The 16,347-nt window shown below is 70.4% G+C and carries 15 protein-coding genes; 10 read left to right on the forward strand and 5 right to left on the reverse strand.

Features of this window, described 5'->3' with window-relative positions:
• Positions 1-38 precede the first annotated feature (38 nt).
• Both EF387_RS29720 and EF387_RS29725 read right to left on the reverse strand, forming a co-directional pair.
• Positions 39-707: a response regulator gene (locus EF387_RS29720; protein WP_128379721.1), complete on the reverse strand. Its 669-nt coding sequence runs from the start codon at positions 705-707 to the stop codon at positions 39-41.
• Positions 704-1,987, reverse strand: coding sequence for a sensor histidine kinase (locus EF387_RS29725; protein ID WP_128379722.1), 1,284 nt, complete (start codon positions 1,985-1,987; stop codon positions 704-706). The genes EF387_RS29720 and EF387_RS29725 overlap by 4 nt, the downstream gene beginning before the upstream one ends.
• A 157-nt stretch (positions 1,988-2,144) precedes the next feature.
• Here EF387_RS29725 and EF387_RS29730 point away from each other — a divergent pair, with 157 nt between their 5' ends.
• Positions 2,145-2,786, forward strand: coding sequence for a VanZ family protein (locus EF387_RS29730; protein ID WP_128379723.1), 642 nt, complete (start codon positions 2,145-2,147; stop codon positions 2,784-2,786).
• A gap of 85 nt (positions 2,787-2,871) precedes the next feature.
• On the opposite strand, the gene EF387_RS29735 is transcribed toward EF387_RS29730, so the two are convergent.
• The 3 genes from EF387_RS29735 to EF387_RS29740 form a co-directional block, all read right to left on the reverse strand.
• Positions 2,872-4,818 (reverse strand): glycoside hydrolase family 5 protein, encoded by a 1,947-nt coding sequence (locus tag EF387_RS29735; protein ID WP_128379724.1) that lies wholly within the window; start codon positions 4,816-4,818, stop codon positions 2,872-2,874.
• A 243-nt stretch (positions 4,819-5,061) separates the two neighbouring features.
• Positions 5,062-5,199 (reverse strand): hypothetical protein, encoded by a 138-nt coding sequence (locus EF387_RS46780; protein WP_155589791.1) that lies wholly within the window; start codon positions 5,197-5,199, stop codon positions 5,062-5,064.
• Between the two features lie 56 nt (positions 5,200-5,255).
• Positions 5,256-5,996, reverse strand: coding sequence for a DUF4232 domain-containing protein (locus tag EF387_RS29740; protein WP_128379725.1), 741 nt, complete (start codon positions 5,994-5,996; stop codon positions 5,256-5,258).
• Between the two features lie 174 nt (positions 5,997-6,170).
• Here EF387_RS29740 and EF387_RS29745 point away from each other — a divergent pair, with 174 nt between their 5' ends.
• From EF387_RS29745 to EF387_RS29785, 9 genes are all read left to right on the forward strand, one after another.
• On the forward strand, positions 6,171-7,640 hold the full coding sequence (locus EF387_RS29745; RefSeq protein WP_420802639.1) for a helix-turn-helix domain-containing protein: 1,470 nt from the start codon (positions 6,171-6,173) through the stop codon (positions 7,638-7,640).
• Positions 7,641-7,686: 46 nt separating this feature from the next.
• Entirely contained in the window at positions 7,687-8,004 is a 318-nt protein-coding gene (locus EF387_RS29750; protein ID WP_128379727.1) for a hypothetical protein, read from the forward strand.
• Between the two features lie 104 nt (positions 8,005-8,108).
• Positions 8,109-8,609 (forward strand): DUF5994 family protein, encoded by a 501-nt coding sequence (locus EF387_RS29755; RefSeq protein ID WP_238431778.1) that lies wholly within the window; start codon positions 8,109-8,111, stop codon positions 8,607-8,609.
• A gap of 512 nt (positions 8,610-9,121) precedes the next feature.
• The gene (locus EF387_RS29760) at positions 9,122-9,457 is read left to right on the forward strand and encodes a helix-turn-helix domain-containing protein (protein WP_128379728.1); all 336 of its coding nucleotides are present in this window, start codon (positions 9,122-9,124) and stop codon (positions 9,455-9,457) included.
• Positions 9,458-9,687: 230 nt separating this feature from the next.
• The gene (locus EF387_RS29765; protein WP_128379729.1) at positions 9,688-9,891 is read left to right on the forward strand and encodes a cold-shock protein; all 204 of its coding nucleotides are present in this window, start codon (positions 9,688-9,690) and stop codon (positions 9,889-9,891) included.
• Between the two features lie 249 nt (positions 9,892-10,140).
• On the forward strand, positions 10,141-11,676 hold the full coding sequence (locus tag EF387_RS29770; protein WP_128379730.1) for a DEAD/DEAH box helicase: 1,536 nt from the start codon (positions 10,141-10,143) through the stop codon (positions 11,674-11,676).
• 77 nt (positions 11,677-11,753) lie between these two features.
• Positions 11,754-12,161 (forward strand): CBS domain-containing protein, encoded by a 408-nt coding sequence (locus EF387_RS29775; RefSeq protein WP_202918407.1) that lies wholly within the window; start codon positions 11,754-11,756, stop codon positions 12,159-12,161.
• 56 nt (positions 12,162-12,217) lie between these two features.
• Complete coding sequence (locus tag EF387_RS29780) at positions 12,218-12,505, forward strand: SCO5918 family protein (RefSeq protein WP_128379731.1); 288 nt, start codon at positions 12,218-12,220, stop codon at positions 12,503-12,505.
• A 485-nt stretch (positions 12,506-12,990) separates the two neighbouring features.
• Entirely contained in the window at positions 12,991-16,209 is a 3,219-nt protein-coding gene (locus EF387_RS29785; RefSeq protein ID WP_128379732.1) for an alpha-L-rhamnosidase, read from the forward strand.
• Positions 16,210-16,347: the final 138 nt, after the last annotated feature.

The raw sequence follows: 16,347 nt of genomic DNA on the forward strand, positions 1-16,347 counted from the left end.
GGCCGCGGTGCCAGGCATGATCAGGGCAGGTCGGGACCTCAGCGGTCGACGATGCCCGAACGCCAGGCCCATGCGGCGATCTCGACGCGGTTGCGGGCGGGGAGCTTGGTCTGCACGTTGCCCAGATGGGTCTTCACCGTGCCCACGGAGATCGACAGTTCTGCGGCGATCTCCGCGTTGGTGAGGCCGTTGGCCACGAGCCGCACCACGTCCGTCTCGCGGGCCGACAGACCGGACGACCGGGCTTCCCGGGTGGCGGGCGCGGTCGGGGCCGGCAGGCCCCGGAGCAGTCGAAGCGTGATGGACGGGCTGACCAGGGCCTCCCCGGACGCCGCGGCTCGGATCGCCTCGACCAGCAGCGCGGGGCCGGAGTCCTTGAGCAGGAAGCCGCAGGCGCCGTCGCGCAGGGCGCGGTGGACGTACTCGTCGTCGTCGAACGTCGTGGCCACGACGACCTTCGGGGGGTCGACCAGGCCGGGACGGGTCAGCCGGCGCAGCGCCTCCAGACCGTCCAGCCGGGGCATGCGGATGTCCATCAGGACGACGTCGGGGCGGTGTCGCTCGGCGAGTTCCACCGCCTCCAGGCCGTCTGCCGCATGTCCGACGACCTCGATGTCGTCCTCGGCGGCCAGGATCATCTCGAAGCCGGTCCGGACCATGGCCTGGTCGTCGGCCAGCAGCACACGGATCTTCGCCCGGCCCGTCATGCCGCGCTTCCCACGGACGCGTCCAGACGTGCGCCCACCGGCAGCGTCGCCTCGACGCGCCAGCCCCCGGCCGCTGCGGGGCCCGACTGGACCCGGCCGCCGATCATGCCCACCCGCTCCGCCAGCCCCTTCAGCCCGAAACCACCGCCGAGTGCCTGGAGGGCCTGGTGGCCGGCGCGGGACCGTCCGTCGTCGCTCACGGTCACGGTGACCCGCGGCCCGGAGCGGACCAGGCGCACCTCCACCTCGGTGAAGTCGCGGGCGTGCTTGCGTATGTTGGTCAGCGCCTCCATGACCACCCGGTGCAGGGTGGTGACCACCTCCACGGGCAGGTCCTCCAAGTCGCCCTCCGTCCGCAGGCTCGCCCTGCCGCCGCCGACCGGAGCGAACTCCTCGACGAGGGAACGCACTTCGGCCATGCCGACGAGCGGGGCGGTGACCGTTTCCCCGGTCTCGCCCGCGTCCGCCGGGGCGGTGTCGCGCAGCATCCCGACCATCGCACGCATCGACTTAAGCGCCTCCGCCCCCGCGTGCTCGATCCGTTCCAGTGCCGGCGGCACCAGGTCCGGGCGGCGGACGGCGATCGAGCGCGCCCCCTGTGCCTGGATGACGATGCCCGTCACATGGTGGGCGACGAAGTCGTGCAGGTCCCGGGCGAACTCCGCGCGTTGCTCCAGCCGTACGGCGGTCTCCCTGCGCTGCCGGTCCGCGACGACCAGACGTATGGTCAGGCCGATGGCCAGGGCGGCTACGGCCGCCAGGGTGAAGAAGAACGCCAGGACCATGCTGCCCAGATCGATCTCGACGGCCAGCGGGCGCAGGACGATCGCCGCGACGCAGGCCGGCGCGGCCACAGCCGCCCACCTCGGCGCGCCGCGCCATGCGGTCAGTGTCAACAACCCCAGCAGCGCCGCCGGTTCGGTGAATCCGACCGGTGGCTCCACGGGCGTGTACCCGTTCTCCTCCCGGACGGACAACACCCGGATGACGTGGACGGAGGCCGTCGTGCCGAGCGACAGCGCCGCCACGGTACCGGTCACGAGCGGCAGGCCCCGGGCGCCCAGCCGGGGCCAGAGCAGGAGAGCGGCGGCCGACAGCATCGCGGAGCCCAGCATCAGCGGACCGGCCGTGTGTGCGTCGACCCTGGTGAAAGCCTGGCCCAGCAGACCGAACGCGCCGATCAGGTAGTCGAATCCACCGAGACAGAGCAGCAGCACGCCCACGACGGGCCACACCGCCGTGCGCACCCACGACCACTGCCAGGATCGCCAGGACCTCATGCCGGGAGCGTAGCCGGGAGGTCGGCCGAAAGTCGTAGTGCTCCACCGAAAGATCTGACTATCGCAAGATCCGCAGCCCGGGTGCGGCGGACGAGAGTTGGCTTCGCCGCCGGACGCCGCCGGCAGTCAATCCCGTCAAACCGAGGAGCAACTCCCCATGGGCGACATCAACTTCGAGATCGGTGCCCCCACCGTGCTGGGGCCGCTGCTGGCCGCGTTCGGCGTGCTGATGGCCGTCCGGCTCCGGCAGGGCAGGCCCGGCTGGAGGGGAGGGCACGCCGTGACCTGCCTGCTGGCGGCCGGATACGCCGCCGGCGTCCTCGCCCTCACGCTCTTCCCGATCGTGGTGACCTACGGCAAGTACGCCAACCTGATGCCCTGGACCAGCCAGATCAACTGGATTCCGGCGCCCAGCCCCGACCCCAGCATCGTCGCCAACGTGATCCTGATGGTCCCGCTCGGCATGCTGCTCCCGTTGATGTCGGCCCGGGCCGGGTCGAAGGGGCGGGTCACGGCCGTCACGGCGGCGGTGAGTCTGTCGATCGAGCTGACCCAGCTCCTCATGTACATCGTGTGCAACAACGCCCGTCTGACCGATGTCACCGACCTCATGGTCAACACGCTCGGCGGGCTCATCGGTTACGTCGTCCTCCAGGGCGCGGCCCGCGTCCCGGCCCTGGCCCGCCTGCTGCACACCCTCGCCCTGCCCGGCTCCGCGTTCGCCGCGCGGGAGCCGGTGGTGCCCCGCCCCGCCGACGCCACCCGTCCCGCGGCCGAGGCCACCGCCGCCGAATCCTGACCACGGCCCGACCTTCCCTGGCCATAGTCCGCGCCGGCCCCGCTCACCGCCCTCGCCGCCACGCTCCGCAGCGAGGTGGGGCGGATCAGCTCCGCTGGCGGCAGTACAGGGCGTCGGGCGTCCGCGACGAGCCCACACGGCCCGTGACGGCGATCCCGGCCGCGTACTCGTCGTCCGCGCACTGGCCCTTGTAGTGGCCGAGCGCGAAGTCGCCGCCCTTGGGGGACGAGCCCCTGTTGTCGCCGCGGTCGAACCAGACGGTGCGGCCGCTCGTGCCGACGATCGAGCCGGGCGGGGCGGCTACGCACAGGGCGGCGGAGACGGCGGCGCCGCGGACGCTGTAGCCGGTCATGAAGTGGCCCTCGGGGCACTGGAGTTTGGTGTATCCGGTCGCCCAGTCCCGGCCCGGCGTGACGTACCGTTCGTCGACGATCACCTTGTGTCCGGCGGCCGGATCCCACACCGGGCCCGCGGACACGTCCGAGCACAGGCCGCGGTTGCCGGTGTGGCTGAGGCCGAGGAGCCGCTGCCCGTCCGGGCAGACGGCCTTGCGGGCTCCGGAGTCCCAGTCGGGCAGGGCACGCATCCGCCTCGATGCGACGAAGTCGCCGTGGTCGGGGCTGAGCATGGACCAGTCCGTCACCGGGCCGACGCGGCCGGTGCGGCCCTGGGCCCCGATGAGCCGGCTCCACGCGGTGGCACGCCAGTCGTCACCGTCGTACACGCCCATCCGGTTGCCCGCCGCGTCCCAGTGCAGCAGCGCCCAGCCGTTGCCGGTGCGGTTCTCGTGCCAGCCGACGAGGGGCCAGTACGCGAAGTCGGCGTCGGTGCGGATCAGGTGGTCGACGAAGTTCTCGAACCAGGCGCGCTGCCGGGCGCCGGTCTCCGCGCGGCCCCCGATGCCGAACTCGCTGATCCAGACGGGGGCGGTGAAGTGCTGGTCCTGTTCCGCGGTGACGAAGAACGCCTGGCGGTTCAGCACGTCGATCAGTTCGGTGGGCGTGAGGTCGCGGTAGCGGGGGTCGGTGGTCTCGCCCGTTCCGGTGGCGCCGCTGTGGTTGGGGCCGGTGTAGTCGTAGAAGTGTGCGGAGTACACGAGCTTGCCCGAGTCGACGAGCGTGTGCGAGAGGCGGCGTACGGGTTCCAGGGTGGGGCGTTCGTGCGGGAGGCCGTCGACGGGGATGCCGGTCCAGTTGATGCCCTCGACGATGATCAGCAGATCGGGATTGGCCTCCGTCAGGATGCGGTCGCCCACGCGCTGTGAGGCGGTGAACCAGTCGTGGTTGTCACCGAGGCCCCAGTTGGGGTCGTTCCAGATGTCGCGGCGCACCTCGTTGTAGAGGTCGGCGCCGACGACCCGCTTGTTGTCCTTGTAGCGACGGGCCATGAAGAGCCAGTCGTTCTCCCAGGTCTGGGTGGAACGGCTCGCGTTCCAGCGTTCGTTGCCGTCGACTCCGCAGCACCAGCGGGTCGTGTTGGTGTGGTTGTTGAGGATCACGGCGAGGCCGGCGGCGGTGAGTTCACGGACGACGACGTCGTACACCTGGAGTGGGGTCTTGCCGCGCAGGGAGCGGTTGGCGGCGACGGCGTCGTCCGTGACGGGGACGCTGTCGTGGATCATCTCGTTGGAGAAGGGCAGTCGAATGCTGTTGATCCCGATCTCCCGGAAACCGGCGATGATCTCGGCCATGGGGGCGCGGTCCAGGCCGAGCGGTATCCGGCCGGAGTTCTCGCCCGCGTGGTGGTTGGCGTCCTCATCAGCGCTTCCTGAACCGTTCCAGGTGCCGCTGGCTCCGTGCCAGTTGCCGGACCGCAGCTTGAAGCGGTCGCCGTCCGCGTCGACGATCCAGCGGCCTCGCGTGCTGAGCGGTGCCGTCCAGTCCGCCGCGGCCGCGGCGGACACGGTGCTGCCGGATGGCATGGCGGTCTCGGGGGCGGGATCCTGCGCGGCCGCGGGGACGGGCGCCAGGGGCACCAGGAGGAACACGGCGGCCAGCGTGGCCCTGACGAAGGATCCGCGCACGGTCACCATCCCGACATTGTTGTCATGGCGGCGTCATCATGGCCGATGGTGCGGCAGCAGTCCAGCCCCGCACGTACCGCATCCGTCACGAACTCGACGAGCTGTGGGCCATGGGGCTGTGGGCCATGGCCCATGGACACCGAGCCGCGTCCGCGGAGTCCTGTCCCCGCTCCATGACGAAGGCCCAGGTCGGAGACCCGGGCCTTTCCGCCGTACGTCGTGATCAGCTGCACGCCGTCACAGTCGTCGTGTTCACGCCGTGTGCCGGCGCCTGCGGACTCCCGCCTCCGCCGACAGGTGGCCCGCGCCGCCCAGGACGATCACCTGGAAAGCCGCGCCGACGTAGGCGGTCACGAAGCGGGAGATCCTGCGTGTGCGGGTGCTGCTCATGGTGGGTCACCTGCCTGCTCGGGTCTGTGGGCTGGTTCTCGACGCGCGCTCAGGCGTCACCAGGCAAGGGCGTCATCCATCGACTGCTGCCAGTACGTGACCTTGAGCGAGTCGTCGACATAGGCACCCTTCGCGGGCAGCGACGGGTGCGCGCCCGCGCCGACGCTCTCGTTGCCGGAGCGGCCGCTGAAGTAGACGGCCAGGGAGTTCACGGTGCGGCCGTTCGAGCCGCTGCCGTCGGTCGCGGACAGGCTCACCGAGGCGTAGCCGGACTCGCCCGGCGCGAGCGTGACGACCGCCTGCGGCTGCGAGTCCTCGATGACCGGAGGCACGGACTGGGCCTCGCCGAACTGGACGGCCGGGTAGCCGTAGAGGAAGCAGGTCTTGCTACCGGTATTGGTCACCGTCAGCAGCATGTGGTTCACGGGGCGGTTCAGCGGGGCCGCCACCGTCTTGGTGTTGGACCCCTCGCAGGTGACCGGTTTGCCGGCCGAGGGCGCCTTCGACTTCGCCGCAGAGGTGCCCGCGGCGTGCCCCGCTGTGCCGGTGGCGGGCTTGGCCTCCGGGGAGGAGGACTTGGAGCCGGAGCCGGAGCCGGAGCCGGAGCCGGAGCCGGCGGACGCAGCGCCGGATGACGAAGCGCCGGAAGCGGAGTTCGCGGTCGACGAGTTGCCCACCGGTGCACCCTCGTCCTGGACGCCTGTGTTGTCGCTGCACGCGGTCAGGGAGAGCGCGGCGAGAAGGACGGTCGCGGTGGCGCCGACGAAACGGGTGCGAGAGGTGCGGAAGTTGAACATGTGGCCAGGCCCCTTCGGTGTTCGGGTGGGGTGGTGATTGGATGACCGAAGCTTGTGGTGCGATCTGTCCCAGCCGCCACGAAAGGCGGGCAGTTGGGGACGCTGGAACACAGAAACGCGCTCTGAACAGGGAGAAGACCGAGGCCCTGGAACGCGGGACTGGAACACGAGGGGATGAGGGAACGGGTGCCAGGGGCAACAGGGGACAGCGGAACGGAGGCGTTCGCGCGGCTGCTGCGGGAGCTCAAGGACCGCTCGGGACTGAGCTACGGGGCGCTCGGCAAGCGGCTGCACATGAGCACGTCGACGCTGCACCGCTACTGCAACGGCACAGCCGTTCCCACCGAGTACGCACCGGTGGAGCGCCTTGCAAGGGTGTGCCGGGCAACGCCGCAGGAACTGGTGGAGTTGCACCGGCGCTGGATCCTGGCGGACGCGGCTCGAGGGAGCAGGACGGACCAGGCTTCGGCGACGGCTTCGGTGCAGGGGGCCGGTTCGGCTGACGCTCCTGATGGCCCTGATGTGCCTGATGCGGCAGTTGCGGATGCTGAGGCCGCTGGCGCCTCTGGTGCCGCTGCTGAGAGGGATGCCAGGGACGCTGAGGCGGCTGCTGCAGCTGAGGCGGCGGAAACGGTCCATACGGTGGATCCGGGGTCGCCGGCATCGCCCGGGCGGGGCGAGGGCGAGAACGGTGAGCTGGTTGTCGTCGGCGTGCCGGGCGAGCCAACACCGTCACGGCGTCGCCGTACCGTGCTGATCGCCTCCGTCGCGGTGGTCGCCGTGCTGGGAGCCGTCGTACTCACCGTCAGTCCGTTCGGCGGAAAGGACACGGGCGACCGACAGGCGGCCGGTGGCACACCCACGATCACCGGCACGGTGGACGCCGGGAAGCCGTCCGCCTCCCCTTCCTCGAGCGCGCGGGGGCGCAAGCCGCCCGCATCGGCCTCCTCCGCCGACCCCACCCGGTCCGAGGGCGCCGGGTCCGGCACTTCGAAGGACGGCGGCAAGCAGGGCGGGGACCAGCGGTCCGACGACAGCGAAAACGGCGCCGCCCCGCTCACTGTCCGCACCCGCCCCTACGTCTACGACAACCCGTGCAGCCAGCACTTCCTCGTCAACAGCGAACCCGAGCAGGTCGGCCCGCCGGCGAACGAGCAGGACGCCCCGCGCTGGGCCGCCGCGTACGGGGCGGTGTCCTCGGGCACACAGGAGATCGCCCTCACGGTCCAGGGCACCGGCGAGGAAACCGTCGTACTGGAGGCGTTGCACATACGCGTCCTCACCAAGGGCGCGCCACTCGCCTGGAACGACTACGCGATGGGCGTCGGCTGCGGCGGTGGCGTCGAGACCAAGTCGTTCGACATCGACCTCGACAACGGCAGTCCCACGGTCACCGTCAAGGGAGGTCAGCGCGACTTCCCGTACAAGGTCAGCGAGTCCGACCCGGAGGTCTTCTACGTCACCGCCCGCACGAAGGCCAACGACGTTCGCTGGGACCTCACCCTGGACTGGTCCAGCGGCAGCCGCCGCGGCACGATCCGCATCGACAACGACGGCACCCCGTTCCGCACCAGTGCGAACGTCAACCGCCCGGGCTACGACTACCCGCTGGGCGGCAGCGAGTGGATCGAACGGATCGGCTGACAGCTCGCGTTCCTATGTCTGGACGAACGCGTCGGCCTCGCACTTCTTGACAGGCACGGGACACGGGGGGGGCGCGCGTAACTCCGAACTGCGGGAGCTGCGGCTCAGGTCCGCGCGTCAGGCACTGGACACGGCGAACACCGCCCTCAGCGCGTTCCAGGCCGGCCACGGGACGAAGGTCCCGGTGGGCGAGGTCGTCTTCCTGCCGGAGCTGCCCGTACGACTGGACAAGGTGACCGTGCGTGCGGGGGACGCCCCGGCCTGGGGGGAGGGCGACCAGAACGCCCAACACCGTTCGGAGCGTTCGGCTGAGCATGCGTCCTGGCAACAGGACTCACTCCCGCTCAGTCTTCAGCAACGGTAGCCTGACCGTACCGAGAGCTTTTCGCGCAGCGCGACCGGCGGTGCCGTTCCCGGCGAGTGACGAAACGGGCGGTCGTCCAACGGCTCCCGGGACGGGACCGCACGATGGAACCCAGAACGCCGGCGGAAAGTGCGTCCGCGGCCGACGCGCACACATACCTGACGTACCGTATGCCCCTGCCCCGCCTGACCCTCACCCCGGGCGTCGGCCACGGCCCGCTGCACGGGGCCTGGTGGCCGCGGTGCGACGCGCTGGAACTCGAACTGCCCTCGCTCCTGGGCTCGTTGGGCCCCGGCTGGGGCTCCCCGATGCGGGTCACCGTGGACCCCGCCGACTGGCCCGACGCCCCGAACACGGTCATGGCACCCGGTCGGGTGATCGCCGTGGAACCGGCCGGGCCCGGAAGCGAGGCACACCTCCTCACCGTGGACTGCGCCGGCGTGGGACGCTGGGTGCTTCTGGTCGTCCCGCCCGAGGAGACCGCCGGAAACGCCGCGCGGCTACTGGCCGCCGCCGCCGACCCCGAGAACCCGCTGACCGCCGCACGGATGCTGACGCTCTCCGAAACCGGTCCCCTCGTAGGCACGGACGGTGACGCGGAATGAGGCACGCGATGCCTCGGGAGTCCACGGCCGGGACGGCTGCCGGGACGGCCGACCGGTCTCACCTGCCATCCAGCGTGCACCGTTGACCGCTCATCAGTAAGCGCGCGTGCTCTTCGACGAGTGCCGTTGTGCCGTAGTGCTGTGGTGCCGTTGTGCCGCGGCGCGGCATTCGTGCCGTAGTGCTTGCTGCATCGTCACCGCGCACGGCGAACCGGACACGCAGCCGTGACGCCGCTGGTCCACGCCCCGGTCGAGGCCCGTGCGGCGGCCCGTTCGGGCGCGGCCGTCGTGGGCCTGGCGGGCAGGACGCGCTCGGCAGCGTCACCGGTGGCCGACGACGACGTACGGCGGCTCGCCGGGCAGGGCCCGGCGGAAATCTGCCCCGGCGACGGCACATGTCCGCGTCTGTCGGAGTTAGGGTTGGGCGGACGGGGCAGACGGTGCTTGATCCTTCACAACGCGGGTGCCACGCACGCCCGGGTCCCTCGCCGCGTCCTCGAAACGAAGGTGCTATGCCCGCTGAGAACGCCCTCGCCGACAACCTCGACGACGACGACTATCCCGCCTACACCATGGGGCGGGCCGCCGACGTTCTCGGTACCACCCCTGCCTTCCTCCGGGCCGTCGGCGAAGCCGGGCTGATCACTCCGTTGCGCTCGGAAGGCGGCCACCGCCGGTACTCCCGCCGCCAGTTGCGCATCGCCGCCCGCGCCCGTGAGCTGGTCGACCAGGGCACCCCCATCGAGGCCGCGTGCCGCATCATCTCCCTCGAGGACCAGCTCGACGACGCCGTGCGGCTGAACCGGGAAATGTGCCGGAAGCTGGACGAGCAGGGTACGGATACCTAGTCTCGCCAGTACAGAAATGCAGACCCCAGCGGGATGAGAATTACCGGGCGATCCCCAAAGCGTTTGGCCGCTTCCGCCCGACCTGTGTTAACGTGATAGCAGTTGCAGTTTTGGTTACCAGAGATTCGTTTCTTTGCAGGCTTTCCGGATCTTTCCGGAGGGGTGATCATCGCGGCGACTCGGGTCCGTAAAAATGCGGAGCCCGGCACTGCCCCCCAAGGGAGATTCATATGGCATCTGGCACCGTGAAGTGGTTCAACGCGGAAAAGGGCTTCGGTTTCATCGAGCAGGACGGCGGCGGCGCTGACGTGTTCGCCCACTACTCGAACATCGCAACCAGCGGCTTCCGCGAGCTTCAGGAAGGCCAGAAGGTTACCTTCGACGTCACCCAGGGCCAGAGGGGCCCGCAGGCGGAGAACATCATTCCCGCCTGATATTGACGCGAACATGTGGCTGGGGCCCGCGCTCTTGGGGTGCGGGTCCCAGCTCATTGCTTCCCCCACTCTTTCCGCTCTCTCGCCCCTCCCTGACCTGTCGGATTCACCGGATCCTTGACAGCTCGGGCTCCGGTATCGAGAGGGCTGGCTTTTGGCATTTTTCTTCGGCTCATTCTTGTGAATCCCCGTGCGGCTGCCCGCCGCTGGCCGGAATTCCTCGATACGCCGCATCGAGGAAGGTTCCCCATGAACCGCACCCGCCGCACCGGCGGCAATTCCGGCCGCTTCCGCGCGGACAGGAACTCCGAGCACTCGACAGGCTCCGCTCGCGGCAGCCGCTTCCGTACGCAGGGGGCGAGCCGGCAAGGGTCTCGTCCGGGCACCGGGCGCAAGAGCGGCCAGGGAGTACGCTCCAGCACCCGCCGGCAGGAGTTCGCCCTGCCGGTCACTCTCACCGAACCGCTGCCGGCTGTCGAGACGTTCGCCGAACTGGACATGCCCGCACGTCTGCTGGCCGCGCTCAGCGCCGAGGGCGTGACCGTGCCCTTCCAGATCCAGGCGGCCACGCTGCCGAACGCGCTGGCCGGCCGGGACGTCCTGGGCCGGGGGCGCACCGGGTCGGGCAAGACGCTCGCCTTCGGGCTGGCTCTGCTGGCCCGCCTGGACGGACAGCGGGCCCAGCCCCGGCAGCCCCTCGCCCTCGTCCTCGTACCCACCAGGGAACTGGCCCAGCAGGTGACCGACGCGCTCACCCCCTACGCCCGCGCCCTGCGGTTGCGGCTCGCCACCGTGGTGGGCGGCATGTCGATCGGCCGTCAGGCGAGCGCGCTGCGCGGCGGCGCCGAGGTCGTCGTCGCGACGCCCGGCCGCCTCAAGGACCTCATCGAGCGGGGCGACTGCCGGCTGGACCAGGTCGCCGTCACCGTTCTGGACGAGGCCGACCAGATGGCCGACATGGGCTTCATGCCGCAGGTGACCGCTCTGCTCGACCAGGTGCCCTCCGGCGGGCAGCGGTTGCTGTTCTCGGCCACCCTGGACCGGAACATCGACCTCCTGGTGCGCCGTTACCTCCACGACCCCGTGGTGCACTCGGTCGACCCGTCAGCGGGAGCCGTCTCCACCATGGAGCACCATCTGCTGCACGTGCAGGACACCGACAAGCACACCGCCGCGACCGAGATCGCCGCCCGCGACGGGCGAGTGATCATGTTCATGGACACCAAGCACGCGGTGGACCGGCTGGCCAGGCACCTGCTGTCCGTCGGTGTGCGTGCCTCGGCCCTGCACGGCGGCAAGTCGCAGCCGCAGCGCAACCGGACGCTCGCGCAGTTCAAGGACGGCCACGTCACCGTCCTGGTGGCCACCAACGTCGCCGCCCGCGGAATCCACGTCGACCACCTCGACCTCGTCGTCAACGTCGACCCGCCCGGCGACCACAAGGACTACCTGCACCGCGGCGGCCGCACCGCCCGCGCCGGCGAGTCCGGCACCGTCGTCACCCTGGTCCTGCCGCACCAGCGGCGCGCGATGGACCGTCTGATGGCCGACGCCGGCATCACTCCGCATACTGTCCGGATCCGACCGGGCGAAACCGAGTTGCATCGCCTAACCGGCGCCCGGACCCCCTCTGGGGTGCCCGTGACCGTCACCCCGCCGGCCGCCGAACGAAGCGAGAGCAGGGGATCCGCCGACCGGAGTCGCAGGCGCCGGGCCGCCGGCCGCGGCGGGAGCGGTCGGACCGCCGCCCGAGCCCGTCGCTCCGCCCCGAAGAACAACCCGTAACCCAGACAGCGGACTCGCTCCCGCCAATCGGGGCGACCTTCACTCGTCCTGCCCGCCCCGACGAAGAGGAGAAGCCATTGACGCCGATTGCGCCGTGCGCACGGCAGGCCGACAGCCCCGACGGCACAGGTCTGACCGCCCGCGACGCCATGCACGCTCCCGGGCCACAGGTGGACGACCACATGTCCGTCGACGTGGCCCGTTCCGTGCTCATCGGTGCCCGGGTCCCGCACCTGCTCCTCCAGGACGAGGACGGGCGGTGCACGGGCCTGGTCACCCGGGCCCAGCTCGCCGCGCACCGCGGCGGCTCGTGGTACAGCGATCGGACGCGACTGCGGGACATCCCGCTGGACCGCGGACCGTTCACCTCGTCCGGGGTCGAACTCAGCGAGGCGGAAGCCGCCATGCGGGTCCGGGCGCTGGACGTTTCCCCCGTGATCGACGAGCACGGTTACGCCCTGGGCATCCTCGCCCTCACTTACTGACCGCCGTAGCGGAGCCGGCTTCTCCGGTGTTCTTCCCCATCCCTGTGGAGGCATCCATGCGCTGTGTCATCGCCCGTTTCCCCTTCGACCTCATCAAGAGCGAGGTCGAGCAGCAGATGAGCGGCATCACGCCCGAACCTGTCACCGGCGTGTCCGTGACCATCGGCCGCCGCGTCTACTCCGTCATGCAGGTAGGCGAAGTGATCACCCGGCAAAATCGCCGCGACTTCACCACGGGTGAGATGCGCCGGGCACTGACCCGACTCGGCTTCACCTGCCACGACGCGCGCCCGGTCGCACCGGCCGGGGACTGGCGAGGCGACGGGAGTGCGCTCGGCTGGTGACGCTTCCGCGGGCGACGGCAGGTGGAGGATCCGCCTGCCACCTGGCTTGTCGAGCTGGTCGGACCCGTGAACCGCCGCTGACTCCTTGCCCTCCGCGTGCCGTGAGAGGGAACGAGGGTCCGTGACGTGCGTACGGCCCACCTCCGCCATCAGGAGGGGGCGCGTCTTCGCGGGTCAGCGCCCGACTACCGGCCCGAGCGCCGTCGCTCCCCGAGCGGACGGCGCGAGTTGCGTCCTCGTCCCCCGCTCCATGTGAAACCCCCAGGTCAGGGACCCGGGGGTTTTTGTGTTGTACGGGCTCCCGATTGAAACGTTCAATCCTCTCGGTCCCACTGCGCATCCCGACTTGGCGCCGGCTGATCACGGATCAGGGCCGTCAGGAATTACCGTGCACAACGATTGACCCTCGCGTCGCACGGCCTTAGGTTACCCACGCCTCTCCTATTTGAATCGATTCATCCATTCCGTGCGAGTGAGGAGTCGTAGTGATCAGCAGGAGGAACATTCTCGCGGGGGCAGCCGCCACAGTCGCCGCAGTGACCACCGACGCGGTACCGGCGACGGCAGCGCCAGGAGCCGGGCATGTCCAGGCGCAGGCGCGGCGCAACGGCCTGCGCGTCACGGCACCGACCGTGGAATACGTCCAGCACCCCCTGGGTCTCGATGCGCAACGCCCCCGGCTGAGCTGGCCGTTGGCTTCCGACAGGCCGGGCATACGGCAGAGCGCCTATCAGGTGCGCGTTGCCACCACCGCCTCGCGCCTGTCCCGGCCGGACGTCTGGGACAGCGGGAAGGTCGCGTCCGGCGAGTCCGTCCTCGTCCCGTACAGGGGGCCTGGGCTCAAGCCCCGGACCCGCTACTTCTGGTCCGTGCGCGTGTGGGACGCCGACGGTCGAGTTTCCGACTGGAGCGCACCCTCCTGGTGGGAGACCGGCCTCATGGATGCCGGCAAGTGGACGGCCGACTGGATCTCGGCTCCCGCGAGCCTCACGGACGCGCCGTCCTTGGAGGGAAGTTCCTGGATCTGGTTCCCCGAGGGCGATCCGACCAACAGCGTTCCGGCAGCCACCCGTTGGTTTCGCCGCACCGCGGACTTACCCGAAGGCATCACGGCGGCGACGCTCGCCATCACCGTGGACAACGTGTACGCCGTCTCCGTGAACGGAGTCGAGGTGGCCCGCACCGACCTCGACTCGGACAACGAGAACTGGCGCCGCCCGGCGGTGATCGACGTACTGAACTGGATACGCGCCGGGAACAACGTTGTCGCACTCTCCGCCACCAACGCGAACCAGGGCCCGGCGGGAGTCATCGCCGTCCTCACGGTCCGTACCGCCTCCGGCGAGCAGAAGGTGGTCACGGACGCCTCCTGGAAGGCGACGGACAAGGAGCCTCCCGCCGGCTGGCGCGGCCTCGGCTTCGACGACGAGGACTGGCCGGCGGCGAAGGTGGCGGCCGAGTGGGGTGGCGGGCCTTGGGGAAGGGTCGTCCCGGTGTCGTACGCCGTCTCCCAGCTGCGGCACGAGTTCCGGCTCCCGCGCAGGAAGGTGTCACGGGCGCGCCTGTATGCCACGGCGCTCGGACTGTACGAGGCCCACCTCAATGGCAGCCGTGTGGGCCGCGACGAACTCGCTCCCGGCTGGACCGACTACCGCACCCGCGTCCAGTACCAGACGTACGACGTCACCACGCTCCTGCGGCCCGGAGCCAACGCCATCGGGGCCTACCTGGCACCCGGCTGGTACGCGGGCAACGTCGGCGTGTTCGGGCCCGGTCAGTACGGCAGGCACCCGGCGCTGCTGGCGCAGCTGGAGGTGGAGTACGCGGACGGGACGAGCGAGCGCATCACGTCGGGCAGCGACTGGCGGGCCGCTTCCGGGCCGATCGTCGCCGCCGATCTCCTGAGCGGTGAGACGTACGACGCGCGCAAGGAGGACCCCGGCTGGACCTCACCCGGCTTCGACGACGAGGGCTGGCTCGGCGTACGCGGCATGGGAGGCGTCGGCGACTTCGGCCCCGGTCTGATCGTCGCGCAGGTGGACGGGCCGGTGCGCGTGGAGCGGGAGCTGAAGCCGAAGAAGGTGACCCAACCCAAGCCCGGTGTCTTCGTGTTCGACCTGGGACAGAACATGGTCGGCTCGGTACGCCTACGGGTGTCGGGCGACGCGGGAACGACCGTCCGGCTCAGACACGCCGAGGTACTCAACCCCGACGGCACCGTCTACACCGCGAACCTGCGGGGTGCGGCGGCGACCGACACGTACACCCTCAAGGGCGGCCGGGAGGAAACGTACGAGCCCCGCTTCACCTTCCACGGCTTCCGATACGTCGAGGTGACCGGATTCCCCGGCACTCCCTCGGCGAAGGCCGTCACCGGCCGCGTCATGCACACGTCTGCCCCCTTCACGCTCGACTTCGAGACCGACGCAGCGATGCTCAACCAGCTGCACAGCAACATCACCTGGGGGCAGCGCGGCAACTTCCTCTCCGTGCCGACCGACACACCCGCCCGCGACGAGCGGCTGGGCTGGACGGGAGACATCAACGTCTTCGCACCCACCGCCGCCTACACGATGGAGTCGGCCCGATTCCTGGCCAAGTGGCTCGTCGACCTCCGGGACGGCCAGACCTCGGCGGGCGCCTTCACGGACGTGGCACCGGTGGTCGGCACGCTCGGCAACGGAACCGCCGGGTGGGGCGACGCGGGCGTCACCGTCCCTTGGGCGCTCTACCGGGCCTACGGCGACCGGCAGATCCTGGCCGACGCCTGGCCGTCCGTGCGGAAGTGGCTGACGTACCTGGAGAAGAACAGCGACCGTCTGCTGCGCCCGGCTGGGGGTTACGGCGACTGGCTCAACGTCGACGACGAGACGCCCAAGGACGTCATCGCCACCGCGTACTTCGCGCACAGCGCCGACCTCGCGGCCCGGACGGCCGAGGTCCTGGGCGAGGATCCCGCCCCCTACCTGGATCTCTTCGGACGGATACGGGACGCCTTCCGCGCCGCCTATGTCGGCTCCGACGGCAGGGTCAGGGGCGATACGCAGACGGCGTACGTCCTCGCGCTGTCGATGAACCTGCTGCCGGACACCCTGCGGAAGGCCGCGGCCGACCGGCTCGTCGCCCTGATCGAGGCGAGGGACTGGCACCTGTCGACGGGTTTCCTCGGCACGCCCCGCCTGCTGCCCGTCCTGACCGACACCGGCCACACCGATGTCGCCTACCGGCTGCTGGAACAGCGCTCCTACCCGAGCTGGGGCTATCCGATCGACCGGGGCTCCACCACCATGTGGGAACGCTGGGACTCCATCCGGCCCGACGGCAGCTTCCAGGACACAGCCATGAACTCCTTCAACCACTACGCCTACGGCTCGGTGGGGGAATGGATGTACACGAACATCGCCGGTATCTCGGCGGCCGGTCCCGGCTATCGCAAGATGGTCATCCGCCCCCGTCCGGGCGGAACCGTCACCTCCGCACGCGCCACCTTCACCTCGGTCTACGGCCCCGTCTCCACGCGATGGCGGCAGCAGGCCGGCCGCTTCACCCTGACCTGCACGGTGCCCCCCAACACTACCGCCGAGGTGTGGATCCCCGCGTCCGCCCCGGAGGCGGTCACCCGCGCTGACGGGACGTTCCTGCGCCACGAGGACGGCAGCGCGGTCTACCGGGTCGGCTCCGGCACACACCACTTCGCAGCCTGACGATTCCACGGAGGCCAGGGGCGAACACGTGTGAACGGGCTCGGCACCCTGCTCATTGCGCAGGAGGCCGAGCCCCGCTCACGTCTGCGACTGCGGCCCGGGGCGGTCGCTCGGCGTCCCCGCCCGGTGACGGTGACG

It is taken from the genome of Streptomyces cavernae (assembly GCF_004023625.1).
GTDB lineage: Bacteria > Actinomycetota > Actinomycetes > Streptomycetales > Streptomycetaceae > Streptomyces > Streptomyces cavernae.

Coding starts and splice junctions, on each gene's coding strand:
- EF387_RS46780 (WP_155589791.1), bottom strand. CDS start 5,199: ATGAGCAGCACCCGCACACGCAGGATCTCCCGCTTCGTGACCGCCTAC.
- EF387_RS29720 (WP_128379721.1), bottom strand. CDS start 707: ATGACGGGCCGGGCGAAGATCCGTGTGCTGCTGGCCGACGACCAGGCC.
- EF387_RS29740 (WP_128379725.1), bottom strand. CDS start 5,996: ATGTTCAACTTCCGCACCTCTCGCACCCGTTTCGTCGGCGCCACCGCG.
- EF387_RS29725 (WP_128379722.1), bottom strand. CDS start 1,987: ATGAGGTCCTGGCGATCCTGGCAGTGGTCGTGGGTGCGCACGGCGGTG.
- EF387_RS29745 (WP_420802639.1), top strand. CDS start 6,171: ATGAGGGAACGGGTGCCAGGGGCAACAGGGGACAGCGGAACGGAGGCG.
- EF387_RS29780 (WP_128379731.1), top strand. CDS start 12,218: ATGCGCTGTGTCATCGCCCGTTTCCCCTTCGACCTCATCAAGAGCGAG.
- EF387_RS29730 (WP_128379723.1), top strand. CDS start 2,145: ATGGGCGACATCAACTTCGAGATCGGTGCCCCCACCGTGCTGGGGCCG.
- EF387_RS29755 (WP_238431778.1), top strand. CDS start 8,109: ATGGAACCCAGAACGCCGGCGGAAAGTGCGTCCGCGGCCGACGCGCAC.
- EF387_RS29760 (WP_128379728.1), top strand. CDS start 9,122: ATGCCCGCTGAGAACGCCCTCGCCGACAACCTCGACGACGACGACTAT.
- EF387_RS29735 (WP_128379724.1), bottom strand. CDS start 4,818: ATGGTGACCGTGCGCGGATCCTTCGTCAGGGCCACGCTGGCCGCCGTG.
- EF387_RS29770 (WP_128379730.1), top strand. CDS start 10,141: ATGAACCGCACCCGCCGCACCGGCGGCAATTCCGGCCGCTTCCGCGCG.
- EF387_RS29765 (WP_128379729.1), top strand. CDS start 9,688: ATGGCATCTGGCACCGTGAAGTGGTTCAACGCGGAAAAGGGCTTCGGT.